Annotated in this window: 9 protein-coding genes; all 9 read right to left on the reverse strand. The window is 49.5% G+C overall.

The window, feature by feature from the left end; genetic code table 11:
• Positions 1–22 precede the first annotated feature (22 nt).
• Complete coding sequence (locus AC1HCU_RS03300) at positions 23–880, reverse strand: ATPase (protein ID WP_480369039.1); 858 nt, start codon at positions 878–880, stop codon at positions 23–25.
• A 4-nt stretch (positions 881–884) separates the two neighbouring features.
• On the reverse strand, positions 885–2057 hold the full coding sequence (locus AC1HCU_RS03305; RefSeq protein ID WP_480369042.1) for an acyltransferase family protein: 1173 nt from the start codon (positions 2055–2057) through the stop codon (positions 885–887).
• 67 nt (positions 2058–2124) lie between these two features.
• Complete coding sequence (locus AC1HCU_RS03310; protein ID WP_480369045.1) at positions 2125–3387, reverse strand: exo-beta-N-acetylmuramidase NamZ family protein; 1263 nt, start codon at positions 3385–3387, stop codon at positions 2125–2127.
• Between the two features lie 30 nt (positions 3388–3417).
• The gene (locus AC1HCU_RS03315) at positions 3418–4716 is read right to left on the reverse strand and encodes an AmpG family muropeptide MFS transporter (RefSeq protein WP_480369048.1); all 1299 of its coding nucleotides are present in this window, start codon (positions 4714–4716) and stop codon (positions 3418–3420) included.
• A 36-nt stretch (positions 4717–4752) separates the two neighbouring features.
• Positions 4753–6066, reverse strand: coding sequence for a SpoIID/LytB domain-containing protein (locus tag AC1HCU_RS03320; protein WP_480371036.1), 1314 nt, complete (start codon positions 6064–6066; stop codon positions 4753–4755).
• Positions 6063–7517, reverse strand: coding sequence for a glycosyltransferase family 2 protein (locus tag AC1HCU_RS03325; protein ID WP_480369051.1), 1455 nt, complete (start codon positions 7515–7517; stop codon positions 6063–6065). The genes AC1HCU_RS03320 and AC1HCU_RS03325 overlap by 4 nt, the downstream gene beginning before the upstream one ends.
• Before the next feature lie 120 nt (positions 7518–7637).
• A complete protein-coding gene (locus tag AC1HCU_RS03330) occupies positions 7638–10673 on the reverse strand; it encodes a golvesin C-terminal-like domain-containing protein (protein WP_480369054.1) in 3036 nt (1011 codons plus the stop codon).
• Between the two features lie 65 nt (positions 10674–10738).
• Complete coding sequence (locus AC1HCU_RS03335; protein ID WP_480369056.1) at positions 10739–13282, reverse strand: bifunctional glycoside hydrolase family 9 protein/polysaccharide deacetylase; 2544 nt, start codon at positions 13280–13282, stop codon at positions 10739–10741.
• A gap of 56 nt (positions 13283–13338) precedes the next feature.
• Positions 13339–14793 (reverse strand): glycoside hydrolase family 10-like protein, encoded by a 1455-nt coding sequence (locus AC1HCU_RS03340; protein WP_480369059.1) that lies wholly within the window; start codon positions 14791–14793, stop codon positions 13339–13341.
• Positions 14794–14827 lie beyond the last annotated feature (34 nt).

The raw sequence follows: 14827 nt of genomic DNA on the forward strand, positions 1-14827 counted from the left end.
TGGATTTCAATGTTTCAGTATCTCAAAGTTTAGGGGTTTCCGCCTGTTCTGTATGATGGTAGCGGATCAGTCCCGCCATGGGTGATTGTGTGATTTCCCCTATCCTGATTCCCTTGTGTGCTGCAACCCCCTTCAGCAGGTCGGCATAATGCCATGCGATGGAGCCTACAAAGTGAACCTCCTGATTCCGATAATCGTACTGCATGACGTTTCTTTCGAAGAAGGCGTCAAATGATCCGGTGATGATCCGGCGCAGGGAGGTGTCTTCGATGTGGTTGTGCAAAAACGGTGAGAGGCTCGCCAGAAAGCGGCTTGGAAAAGGTTGCCTGTACACTTTTTCAATGATCAGTGCCGGTGTCAGTGCATACTCTTCCAGAAGTTTTTCCTTCAGTCCCGGGGTTAACTGATTTTTGAGTGCGTCGGCCACCAGTTGTCTGCCCAAGGCGGCACCACTCCCTTCGTCGCCCAGGATAAAGCCGAGTGGTGATATCTGCTTCCGGATCTTTTCTCCGTCCCATTCACAGGAGTTGCTTCCTGTGCCAAGGATGCAGGCAATGCCTTTCTTATGGCCGCAAAGGCTGTGTGCGGCAGCGATCAGATCGCTGTAGACATGGATTGTATCGACGGGAAACGACCGGTAAATGGCATTTTTTACAACCGGAATTTTCTCGGGGATGCATCCGGTGCCGTAGAAATGAATTGCCCCGACAGCGGTATTTGTCAGCATGGGGAAAACATGTTCCTTTATCTCCTGAGCTATTTCCTCTTCGCTCTGATACACGGGACTGATGCCTTTCCCCGAAAAACGCTGCAGGATTTCTCGTCCGCGTATCAGGCACCAGTCTGTTTTGGTGGCGCCGCTGTCGGCAATCAACATCATTTTTTTATAATTTGATATAAATATTCTTTTTATATAGTATATATCCAAAAAGCCAGCAGACGGTGACAAACAGCAATGCATAGAGCAGCGATCCGAAATAATTCCCTGCCCAGGGCTGAATCAGTGCACTGTAGGTAAATGATTTCACCGAGATGGTCTCTCCCTGCCAGGCAAAACGGATGTTGCCAACCAGATTGGCGAGCACACCGGCGAACACGTATACAATGAGCGGGTTGACTCCGAAAGCATGGAAGAAGCGGCTCCATTTTTCTTTTTTATGGATATCGATAATCCAGATCAGCAACCCAAGCAGTTGTGCTGCAAAGCCTGTGGTTACCAGCACAAAGGTGGGGCTCCATATTTTCTTGTTGATGGGGCATCCGTACTGTAAAAGCAGGCCCGAGAAAGCCAGGATGGTACCCCATATCAGTAGTTTCTCCACCCGAGTGTGGTTATCCCTGTTTTCCACAATCAGTTTTCCGGAAAGAAAGCCAATGAGCACATGGGCAATGGAGGGGATGGTACTGAGTAACCCTTCGGGATCGAGCGCGATGCGAACTCCCTCCGGTGTGGTGTCTTTGTACATGTGTGCCGGTCCCCAAAGCGCTTTGTCCACGACGGCTATGATATTTTCTTCCGACATTTCAAATCCTTTTCCGAAGCGAAGAATCAGATAATATCCCCCCAGCAGGATGGCGATGATCCAGGGCAGCTGTTTGTCCTTTGCCAGCAGTGCAATGAGGGCTGCAAGACCGTAGGCAAGTGCCAGCCGCTGCAGTACCCCCAGGATGCGAAGCGTATCGAAATGGGATGCCGCTACGCCGAACGATTCTCCCGCGGCGAGGCCCCGCATGAGTTGCCCGAACCAACCCAACGCCAGTCCAATCACAAAAATAAGAATGGTACGGCGTACCACTTTCCATACAGCAGCGCTGGTAGGTGTAAAGTTGAATTTGCGCAGCGACATGAAGGTGGAGACTCCCATGATGAACATGAAAAAGGGGAAAACCAGGTCGGTGGGTGTCAGGCCGTGCCAGTGAGCGTGTTTCAGCGGGGCATAGGCATATTCCCATGAACCGGGGTTGTTGACCATGATCATGCCGGCGATGGTAATACCCCGGAGAATATCGAGCGACAGAAGCCGGCTGTTTTGCGATGTAGTGGTAAGCGTATTCATATTTTTGATGGAACAGTGTATGGGTTATAATTCATAGTCTCCAACGATGGAGGCGACGCGTTTCAATTCAGCGGTAAAGATAATATTTCTTCGACAATTTTCTGAATGCTTCTTCGTCTTTGGTCCAGTAGCTTTTGATGTCATCGAATCGGTGATTTTTGGAAAACGCCAACCTGATAAAATCGCTTCCGCTCACCTTGTCGAACATGTCGAAACGATTTTCGGGCGCATGATCAAATACCTTGTGGTCGGGATAGAGCTGCGCAGCCACCTCCATCACATGAAACTGGATGTCTGACAGCCGTGCTTTATTGAAATCGGTGAGGTAAATCTGTATTCCCTGATAATTTTTTCCTTGTCCCACTGCATAGTAGGGTTTCAGGTGGATAGGGCGAAAGCTGATTCCAGGAATTCTTTTTGCATTCAGTACTCCGGCAAATTCTTCCGCATTGATCCATTCTGCGGCGAACATTTCAAATGGAAGTGTATACCCCACACCGATGGAGATGTATCCCAGTTCACCCAGTATACCCGAAACAGGGTAAAAATAAGCCGAGTGTGCAAAAGGAATATGGGGTGATGTGGGCACCCAAGGCAGACCGGTATCTTCGAAATTCATTTTCCGGCGCCATTTTTTCATTTTCACCACCGTCAGCTTACAGGGTTGCGGATTCATTCGTTCACCGTTGATCATCTTTGCCAGCTCACCACAGGTAAGGCCATACAGATAGGGGATCCTGAGCTGGCTGACGAAAGAAAAGAATCCTTCCTCTACCAGGTTACCCTCCACCTTGATGCCGCCCAGCGGGTTAGGCCTGTCCAGTACCACAAACTCAATGTTGTTTTCCGCTGCAGCCTGCATAGCCAGATACATCGTGGAGATGTAGGTATAGGATCGGCAGCCGATGTCCTGGATGTCGTATACCAGCAGATCCACACCTTTCAGCATCTCCGGCGTGGGTTTGCGGGTTGCTCCGTAGAGAGAGTAGACAGGCACACCCGTATTGGGATCGGTGAATGAATCAATTTTATCGCCGGCATGCACATCACCGCGAACGCCATGTTCCGGCCCGTAGAGTGCCACCAGCGTTACCCCGGGTGCTTCGTGCAGGATATCGATGGTCGATCTGAGATGGTTGTCCACACCGGTTGGGTTGGTGATCAGACCGACCCGTTTGCCCTGCAGTATCCGGAATCCGGATTCTTTCAGTACTTCTAAGCCGGTGCTGATGCCTGTTTTTTGGGCTGAAGTTTTCGTATTGAATAGCAGTCCCGATATGATCAGTAAGCCGATAAAAAGTGACTTTCCGTAGGATATGTTTGTAGCCATAGACTTACGTTTAATGATGAATAATCGTTTTTACCCATTGGCCTCTTTTTTCGATCTGCCAAAGTCGGTGTCTACCTTCATGAAAGGGATCAGCAACAGGGTAGGGATGGCAGCCAGCATGATAAAGACAAAGAAATGCTGGTAACCCAGCTGCTCTTGTATCCAACCGGCAGCCATCCCGGGGAGCATCATTCCCAGAGCCATGAATCCTGTACAGATGGAATAATGGGCTGTTTTGTGTTCACCCTGTGAGAAGTAAATCAGATACAACATATACGCTGTAAACCCAAATCCATATCCAAATTGTTCGGTAGCCACGGCTGCATTTATCCAGAGTAAGCTTTCGGGTTGATAAAATGCCAGCAGCAGGTAAGCTACATGGGGCAGGGTGATGGTCAGTGCCATGGGCCATAGCCATCGTTTGAGTCCCTGCCGCGATGCGACAATACCGCCGATGATGCCCCCCAGTGTGAGGGCGATCACACCCACTGTGCCGTAGGTAATACCCACCTCCGACGTGCTCAGCCCCAGTCCTCCCACTTCGCGGCCATCAAGCAGAAACGGCGAAGCAAGTTTAATCAGCATGGATTCTGACAGCCTGTAGAGTAACATAAAGGCGATGGCCAGTCCGATACCTTTTTTCGTAAAAAAAGATTTGAAGGTATTGCCAAATTCAGCCATTACATCTTTGAACGTATGTGCTGCCTTGCCACTATCGGCAGGCGGGTAGGGAAGTACAAAGCGATGGTAAACAAAAAAGAGCAGGAAGAGACCGGCGAGAATAAAGAAGGTGATGCTCCAGGCAAAAGGGATTCTGCCGGTCGTTTTTTCCAGAAATCCCGCCAGGATAATCAGCAGTCCCTGTCCGGTGATTGAGGCCAGGCGGTAGAAGGTACTGCGGATTCCCACGAAAAATGATTGCTGTGAATCGTCGAGTGCCAGCATATAAAAGCCGTCGGCGGCAATGTCGTGCGTGGCTGAGCTGAAGGCCATCAGCCAGAAGAAAGCCAGCGATGCCTGCAGGTAGAACGGTGTGGGGAGGGTAAAGGCAACCCCCGCCAGGCCGGCGCCAATCAGCAGTTGCATGGAGACGATCCACCATCGTTTGGTCTTCAGGATATCCACAAACGGGCTCCAGAAGGGTTTGATCACCCAGGGAAGGTATAACCAGCTTGTGTAGAGGGCAATTTCTGTGTTGGAAAGGCCAAAACGTTTGTACATGATCACCGAGACGGTCATCACGGCCACATAGGGCAATCCCTCCGCAAAATAGAGGGTAGGTATCCATGCCCAGGGGTTGCGGAATGTGACTTTCTTTTGTTTATTCATATTTTTTTGTGATGCGTGAGTCGTTTTATTTTTTTGTCAATAATAGTGAACCAATTTAGTCTGCGGGAAATAGTGCGTTAATATCTGATCATGGTGATATCCCTTTTCTGCCATCATGGCTGCACCTATCTGGCAGAGACCCACGCCGTGACCCCAGCCGGCACCGGTGAGTGTGAACTGTTGTGGGATTCCCTCGTCGTTTTCTTCTTCCGCGTCCACCACAAATGCGGCACTGTGGAGGTGTGATGGAGAGAGGGTGCGACGTATTTCCAGTTCTTTGCCGATGGTCATCACGCGCCTGGTACCCATAATCTTCAGTCGGATGATACGGCCCGAGATACCCCGCTCCAGCGGTTCCAGGGCGATGATTTCGCCATAATCGATGCCGGAACGTTCCTTGATAAGGGTGTTCAGTTCGCTTTGTGCGTAAACCACCTTCCAACGGTAGAAGTCGGCTGTCTCCCGGTCGTAATCGTTCAGTACCTGCCTGAGTATGTCTGCGTCGCCGGTATTGCAGAAGGCGTGAGGGGAGGAGAGAATCCATTCCCGGGCATTCTCCTCCACGGTCAAGTCGGGCAGGGGAGTATGTTCTGTGTAATCGGGCTTTCCCACGAGGTATGGATGCGGGATGGGCTCCCACACGTTTTCGAATGTTTCCGTCACGCCGCCGCAGCATTTCGAGAAACGGGCGTCGCAGATGGCGTCACCGTAGGTGATCACCTCTCCCCGGGTTTCATCGATTGCCTGGTTCACCCGTGCGGTTGTTTGTCGCGTGATTCCCTGGTAGCGTTGACAATGGTCATCGGCACAGACATCGAACAGGGCATGGTCTTCTCGGTCGTACCAGCGGACAATCTGATCGGCCGATACAAACGAGGTTTTGTAGTCACCCCTGATCTCCTTGTTTTTTTGAATCTGTGCCAGCAGCCAGCTTCGGGAGATCACGGCGTGTGTCTTCAGCAGCTCTTCGGAGCTTGTGGCACTCATCTCGGAGGAGATCACACTCTTGAGGTAATCTTCGAGGGAGACGATGTTGATGGCGGTGATGCCCCTCTTTCCGCAGTTGAACTTCAACCCGCCCTGGAAACACTGGTTTTCTTTGCGTTCCCAGTGAAAACCGACGCCAATCACCACATCTCTCAGTTCGAACGAGTCATCGTGCAACTGATCCGATTCAAAAATTATCTCCGGGTAGGTTTCTCCGTTGAAGAGGATCATCCCGTCGGCCATTCTCACCAAATAATCGCCCCGGGGGACCGGTTTCCCTCCCAGTTTGTAGTCGGTGAGCAGGGTAAAGCTGATCTCGGGCTGCTCCTGGATGATTCCCACATGGATGAGCGGTTCCCTTATTTCAATTTCTTTCTCGCCTGTAGTTCCCATGTTCTGATTCTGTCTTTATAGAGGTTGTGTCCGTTCATTTTCATGATGTCGAGTGAGGCATCTGAGTTATCTTCCCAGCGGCGGCAGAGGTAGAGTACATCGTAGATGCGGCCGATCTGGTAGTACCGGGAGATGTTCAGTCCCAGTGCGTAATCCTCGCCATAGCTGGTGTTGGGCACCTTGATCTCCCGTAGTACCGGGGTATAGAAGGCGCGTGGCGCACCCAGGCCGTTGATGCGCAGGGCATTGTTTCTGCCGTTGTCGGGTGTCCACTCCCGGTGATCGATGATGCCGGGGGGGATCATCTCCATGTTGAAGTTGGTCATCTGGTAGGTCCCCACCACCATGGCGCACTGTTGTTCGTAGAAGGCATTCACGATCTTCTGTAACGTATCCACGCCGCTGTAGACGTCGTCGCTATCGAGCTGTATGGCAAACTTTCCGCACTGTGCGTGGTGTACGCCCACGTTCCAGCAGCCGCCGATGCCCAGGTCGTCCCTCTCCGGAATGAGATGGATCAGGTGTCCATCACTTTTGAACTCGTCGATGGCTTCCGTGGTACCGTCGGTGGAGTGATTGTCGATGATAATCAGGTTAAAGGGAAAGTTTGTTTCTTGTTTGAGCACCGAGGCGATGGCATCACGGATGGTCTTGATACGGTTGCGTACCGGAATGATGACTGATGCCTCCACGGCAAAGTTGCCCTTGTCGAATTCAATGCTTTTGAATCGGGGTTCCAGCCAGGCACCCACATCTTTTAGATGTTGGGTGCAGGCCTTCTCCATCTCCAGTTGCAGCTGTCTGTTTTTTGGGTCCACATAATCGAATATCTTCTGGCCAGATACCCGGGTATCATTCTCAATCTCGGTGTAGAGGTACTCGTTGATGTGTACCAGCGGATGCTTTTGGGATACTTTTAGCCGGAGATCGTACAGTCCTGCGAATTGGTATGTTTCGTTTTTTATCCGCTTTACCGCCTTTTTCAGTGCCAAGGTGTTGTAACACAGCAATGAGCCAAAGTTGAAATCGTCGCGCAGACTGCCCTCCTGGTAGTCGATGACCGGATGGCTTTTCTTTTCACCGCCCACGACGGCATGATAATCGGCATAGACCATGCCGGCAGCCGAGTCTTCTGCAATGCGGATCATCCGTTCCAGGGCGAAATAACCCGGTTTCAACATGGTGGACTTCAGATAGATCAGCGTGTAGTCGCCTTTCGATTTCTGCGCTATCTTCCTCACCGTGTCACTGCTCTGAAGTGTATCTATGGCGATGTTTTTACATCCCTTTATCTTGGCTGTGATGCCGGCAGGTGTCAGCAGCCATATCTTGGTTACGGCTTCAGATTGTTTGAGTTCCTCTACCGTTTTCATGGCTTGCTCCGGCTCAGAGTAGAGGATAAAAGCTTCTATTGTTTTCATAAATTTGGTTTTTAGCGTTCAGCTATCAGCGTTCAGCAATCAGGAGTCAGCGTTCAGCTTTTTTGGTGTAATCGTTGCGGATGCAGCGGTTTGCAAGTGAGCTTTTAGCTTTTGGCGTCCTTATTCAAATGCTGTTACTATATTTTTGACTAACTCATTTCGTTTTTCCTGTTCTTTTACTGCTTCTATGGGAAATCCGAGGATGCAGGTACTGTATTTTTCACCCTTGTAGAGTACGCCTGCGCTCAGATTGTTCTCCGCGTAGCGGAAGATGGTGAATGCATTTTTGTCGGCCGGCTCCAGTGCATCGGGATTTTCCACTACGTAGCTTTCGCTGTTCAGCTCGTTGTAGTATCTGTAATTGCCTTGTATTGCCGAAAAAGGCGAAGGTACCACTTTAATCTGTCCGGTTATTGCACCATGACTGTTGCGCCATTTGTATTTGAGGATCTGTTCTGCCCACTGCCTGTCTTCTTTCGTGGCGCGGGGATTGTTCCACAGATCGGTACCGACGAAGGCGCCGCTCACAATAATATTTCCGCCGCCCTGACAATAGTCGGTGATAGCCTGCTGTTGTTTCTTGGAAAATGTCTTGTATTTCGGTGGTTTTACTCCCCGGGCCACGCTCCATTCCCGTTGCTTGCCCAGAATCCAGTCCACCGTTTTATAATCTGTCAGGCTCACACTGCCGTTTTCTACTGTCTCAGCCGCAGCGGAGGCAAAAGAGTAACCTGCCGCCGCGAAGGCCTGCCCGTGAAGGAAGGGGTAATCGAATGTGTTGCCAGCGATGGCAGTAGTCTCGTAGTTCGCATGGCTGTCTCCGAACCCTGCGGCATCGTCGTCCATCCAGGGGATGACGCGCCGGAATTCGTTCATCTGTCCGATAAAATGGTGATCCGCCATGTAGGGAACGCCGTTATCCACGCTGCCAGCGAAGCCGGCAAGGCTGTCCTCAGAAGCAGTAAAGCTGAAAGGTGCGGAGATCCGGGTAAATCCGTTTACAATCAGTACTTCTCCTTTTTGCTTTGATCTGCGGCAGACAGAAAGTGTTTCGGAGGGGAAGCTACGTCCCCCCTCGTTGACAGCGACCACCTGAAAACTGTAGATGCTGTCTTTCTTTATGGTTAACGCCAGGTTGTGGTCATTTACCACGATTCCATTGTCGAAACCTCTTCCGTTCATGCGGGTAAATACCATATACTTGGCGGGCATGGCTGTGGGCTCAGACGGATCCATTGCGGGTTGCCACTTAAGCTCGACTTCTGTTTCTCCGCTGAAACGGGTGGAGAACTCTTTCACCGGCAGCGGTTGTACCACGTAGGGGCGATTGTACTGGGTTGCGAGAAATTTCAGCATCCCCTTGTAAATGGAGCGGCTGACGATAAAGCGGAAGGTAGGGTCGAGCCCATAGCGCATATCGGCAAAGTTCTGATGCGACAGCAACTCCAGCAGCATGGTCGGCACATTGGGCATGCGTGCTTCGGCATAGGAGCGGTTCCAGAGGTGTCGCCGGGTCCAGTCCGGTTCAAAGTCGCGACGTATATCGTTCACAATCTCCTCCATCACCAGCTCGGAGAGGTCACGGGAAGCCCAGCGGGAATGTCCGTTTTCGAAGCGTTCGTTGTTGTGGTGTGTCATGTAAATACCGAGTGTACCCACAATGGTGTCTCCCCAGAAGGTGCCCGCATCGGTGTGGAAGGCAAATGCCAGGTCCACCGGGATATGGAGCCCCTCCTTTTTGGGCAGTACCGGCGATCCTCCCGCCAGCCAGTTTACCCAGGCACCCCGCGATGCATAGTCGTCGGTGTAGTCGTTCTTCCCCTCGGTACGGTTATATACTGTATCGGGCACCCCAGCCCACTGCATCCAGTATCGGGCACCTTCGGCATAACGGGGGTATCCGCTGATTTGCGGTGTGTAATGTATCTGTGAAACAAGAGTTTCTTTCTTTTTCGGGTCATCGGAGCTTTTGGTGTTCTCCGCTTCAAAGCCTCCCGGGTGGGGCATCCGGGCAATGTTGCCCATTCCTCCGCCAATTTTTACGGCATCGGCGGTGACAATGCGACCATTCCGGCTGCTTCTGTTGGAGAGAGTGATCTGGTGGCTCGTACCCTTTTCAAAGTCGAAATACCCCAGAAATATCCAGGTGCCGCCCCCCATCTGCTGGTTCACCCGGAAATCGGTTTTTCCTCCGGCATGATGGATGCTGTAAAGAGCATCGTCGCTGCTGTTTTTTAGCGTCTGATAGGAGACATAGACCCCATATTTCCCTTTCGCGGGAATATCGGGATGCCAGGTGGCGAGACTCTCTGCCCCGCGGTTTGTCGTCCGCGTCTGTCTGGTTGTTCCCATACGGAAAGGATTTTCGCCATCGAGATACATATCTCGGGGATTGGCAAAACCGGCTGTGCCGGTGTTGCTCCATGCCTCTTTTCCGTTTGTTTCCCTGTATGTAGAGCGGCTTCCGGGACTGTCATCGTTGTCAACAATTAATTCCGTTTTGTTGTAGTCTCTTTCCCGTGGAAGTAGTACGTTGGCGCCTGCATTTTCCAGCATGGGCACCAGGAAGGGAAGCACGTAGCTCTGTGTGTAGAGGTCCTCCACAGTCTGGAAGATGCGTGCCCGTTGCCACTCCCACCGTCCCAGTTTCTGTTCGTAGTACCATCCATGGCTTTGCCAGAGGGCGATGTGGTTATTTTGCAACCCCTTGTTGAAAGCACCGGTAGGAGCAGAGATGTCTGTCACCAGGGGGCTCTTTATTTTATGGGCAATGATCCTGTTTTTGTCGCGCTGTTTGTCTCTGTAAAAATTGGGCACCAGCAGACTGATCTCCATCTCGTCGGTGATGACGGCGATCTGGTATTTTTTTTGTTTTGCAGGCAGATGATACCGAACGCTATCGTAGATAAGCTGAACGGTATGTTCCCGCATGGGGAGATAGGAGAGTGACAGGCTGGCATGGAATACAATACGCTTTTTCCGGTCGTCCACCGCGATGCTGTCCACCGTCACTTTTCCCGACCGCATCAATGTTTCGTGGTATATGTTTGTGAATGATCTGCCCAGATTGTATTTCAGTGAATCCGGCTGAAAATCCTGAGAGAATAAAGCGAAGGCGAAGGCAAGCAAATAAGCGATAATTACGGATTTCTTCATTGGATACCGAACCTTTTGAAATTTGTGTTGGCTTTTACAAAAATAGAAAAAAAGGGTGAATTGTTTCAATCTTTCAACAATTCGTCTATCCTTATGAATTTATATTTCCTGCTTTTCAATTCGCTGATCAGTTCATCGAGATAGTTGTAAAATTTGTCGTCTCGTTTTGGATCGGTACCGATATGGATCAGGAGCATAAAACCATTCAGATTGTTCTGTTCTTCGTATCGTAAAATATTGTGATAGATTGTTTCAGACGAAAGGTAGCTTTTCATGCCCGGAGTTGTATAGTCGGCATTGGAGGTGGTGCCTGGCGTAAAATTCACTATTTGCACATCCATGGCTTTTGCCCAGTCACTGATCTCCCTATTATACCATTCAAAGGGTGGCATAAAAAAACGGGGGGACTCTATTTTTAGTCCGGCTTTTTTCATTGCCAGATAATTGTCATTCAGGTCTTTCTCAAATTCGGTACGCGAGATTCGAGTTGAATCGCGATATTGCCAGTCGGCATATAAGAGATGTTTGTCGGAATGTGGTCCCATATAATGGTCCTCCTTTTGAAGATTGCGTACAAGAGCAGGGTATTTCCTGTAAAAATCGCCTGTGAGGAAAAAAGCCCCTTTGATCTGGTGCTTGTTCAGTACCTCACGGATTACATGGGCCCCGTCGGCGTACTCATGACCTGTAAAAACAAGGGATAACTGTCTCACGGATACATCACCCCGCACGATGCCGCCTGCATCCTTTACGGGTTGCTTGGTACTCAGTGTTGATTTATTTATGGTTCTTGTTTGTTTTGCCCGTGCGCCCAGATAACCCAGATAATAAGTCAGAGACGCTGTCCCGTCCATTGTCGGTTCATTGGTGGAATAGTCGGCATAATCATCGTGATACACCACGTAATCGGACTGAAAGTCGGCATATTCATCTTCATTGGCCAGATAAATCCCGATCAGGTTGCTAAAAATAGTGTTGTATATGGGGCCGTCGACAATGCCTCCCGTGACCGGTATCTGGTGAAGATGGGTAAATGCCGAATGTGGATCGGACGGCGTATCGCCTTGTTGCGGGTATCCCACGATCATGGAGGTACCCCAGGGATTACATCCCAGGAGCCAGTCACGCATGGCGGTCTCGATTTCAAGGAAGGAATCATCTCCCGTAATTTCGTGATACAACCTGCATTGCGTGATAAAGGCTGTAGTGAGGTTGTTTGAACACCATATAAAGGGTATGCCATTCAGAAAAGCATCGCCTTCAGCCCGCTCTTTCATACGCTGCAATCCCGTTCTCATGTTACGTACAAACTCAGACTTTGCGCGCAGGTCGCTGTTTTGCGCCGCCAGGTGATAATTGGCGAGATTCACAAACGGGTACCACTGATAATGACGTGCCGAATCGGCTCCCATCCAGGGTGTCACAGGCTCCATCCTGCCATAGTTGATGGCTTGTGTCAGATATTCCTTTTTCCCCGAATTCCGATACATTTCCATGGCAGCCAACTGCATATCATCCGCCCAGTTGTCCTCTTCGTAAAAGTAAGGTGCGCCCCCGGGTGCTGTTTGTGAAACGCCCGAATTTTCAACCCCTTTGTGATAAGCCGCTTTCGCTTTCTGCTCCAGCATACCGGCAAATTCGGGATAGTATACTGCCAATAGTTGGGCACCCAGGGAAAATGAAGAAGCATATTTTCCTAAGGTGGAGGCCATGCCTGTACTTCTGTTTTTATATTTGAACAACCCCTGTGGCTTGGGGCTGACAAAATAGACGGGACGTGCTTTTCCCAATCCCCATCCATAGTCCACCTTCTGTTCGTTGGGCAGTGTAAAACCGACATGATCCCTGTCATCGGCCAGCTGATTGAAATAGGTGTCGGGATTTGGATTCATTTTGACGAGCCAGTCCAACCCCCACTTGGCTTCATCCAGAATATCGGGAATTCCATTGGAGCCTTCATCACCATTTGCATCGTACGCATCTGCGAATGATCCGGGATATTGGCTGTATGCGAAAAGCATCTGGTAGATCGCATTGGCAGAGGTGGTGACATATTGCAAGTAATCCGAGGCATCGTGCCATCCTCCTGTGGTGTTAAAATACAACCCATTGCGTTTGTCTTCGGGATCTCCCACCGAAATGGCATCGTGCACGTGACACGAATCTTTCAGGAAGGGATTGTATCCGCACCGTTGCTGACGCATGTATTGCAATGGGATTTCAGCTGCCCCGACATAGATATCGTTTCCGATGCGAAAAGGCATAGATTCCGTGTCGCCTGCTTTCAATATATAACTCCCCGGCTTTTTGAGTGCGGTGAAATTCAGCCGTGCCGATGATTCGAAGGCGTGCTGTCTTCCAGTTTGTCGGATATCCGTTTCCGAACCGGTAAAGAGTACCTCGCGGGTGGCAGGGTCAATTATCTGAAATGCACTCATGATCTCATTTCCTTTGCTGATCCAGACGGCCACTTTCACGTCGTCAATCAGGTAACCCACCTGATTGACCCGTATCCAGGAAGACTGGTTGTATGCTGCGGAGAAAATCAAAAAAAACAGCACAATTAAATTTATTCTTCTCAAAAAAAATAATTTAAACCGGTTATTCATTATAAGCTTTTTCTGATTTTGGTTTGTCATTCACGTGATCGATCCACGACCTCTATTTATTTTATCTCTATTGTCTCTGACGGTGCGCTCTCTTTGTTGTCCTTATTGATAGTTGTCACGCAATAAAATCCGGAAGCGTTTACCTGCACGCTGGTGGCGTTTGTCACCGACAAAACCACACCCTCTTTTGATATGTCGGGAAAGTGATAAACTATAGATCGTACGTCACCGGTAGCTTCCCATTTTAGTAGGTTTCCTTCAATTCTTAGATTTTGTGCCTTGGTGGGGGCGGGGGCTACTTCGCGCCCCAGGAACGGTATAACTGCGGGGTCCTTATAAATTGCAGCCAGTTTATCAGTGATATTTATTTTGTTAAACAGCACAAATCTGGCACTGTATAAAGCATTTCCCATCACCTTTTGATTCCTTCTTGTGAGTTCAAACTGTCTTTCCAGCTCGAGGCTCGACTGGAATGCTGAAGGTGCTGCAGGATCACCGAATTTGTAGTAACCGTGGCCAATCATCGGTGTAGCTTTGTAACTGTATTGAGTCCACCAGCTCAACCTCGATTGAAAGTCGTTATATTGATTCCCGATTTCCTGGTATAGCTGGGGCATTATCACGTCTATCCAGCCTTCACTACACCATTTTGTCACATCGGCAAAGAGGGTGTTTTTGTTATAATCGGGACTGGCTGCAGGTGAGATGGTAAAGATAACCTCCGGTTTATTAGTTACGATCACATCGTGTACGGCTTTAATTGCCTTGTCGACATTGTCACGTCTGAAATCTTCAATTTTTGTAAATCCGGTACCATATTTCTGGAAGTCTCCTGCATCTGAAATCATGACCCCTGCTGAGGACGGATCCGGATAAAAGTAATCATCGAAATGAATTCCATCCACATCATATTTTATGATCAGGTCTTTTACGATGTCAGACAATCTTTGCCGCACTTCCGGCAAAGCTGGATTGTATATCTGAATTTTTTCATGGCTGACCACCCATTCCGATTTTACTGATGTGTGCAATGGCGGGTAGGGTGTACCATTGTTGGCCCGCGTGGCTATGCGATAAGGATTCATCCAGGCATGGAATTCTAAATTTCTTGCATGCGCTTCATCAATCATATATTTCAACACGTCATACCCCGGGTCTTTGCCCCTTTCTCCCGTAATCGCAGAACTCCAGGGCTCGTAGGGTGAACTGTAAAATGCATCACCCATTGGTTTTATTTGTACAATGACTGCATTAATATTCAGCTCTCTGAACCGGTCGAGATATTGAAGATACTGATCCTTCTGTGCCTGAATTCCATATTTTCCCATTGGCCAGTCGAGCCCCCATGCCGTAGTGATCCAGACGGAGCGCATCTCTTTCCCGGGGAATATTAATTCTTTGGCTGGATCCGGGTTAGGTTTTGGCTCAATGTCATCAACATTTTTACTACATCCGCTCATGAATAAAGCAGTGATCAGTATAAAATAAGTGATTTTATTTTTTATGCTCATTGTCATTTCTTTTAGAATTGAAGTCCGCTGAACT

The sequence above is a fragment of the Proteiniphilum sp. LBM24028 genome, assembly GCF_056629195.1.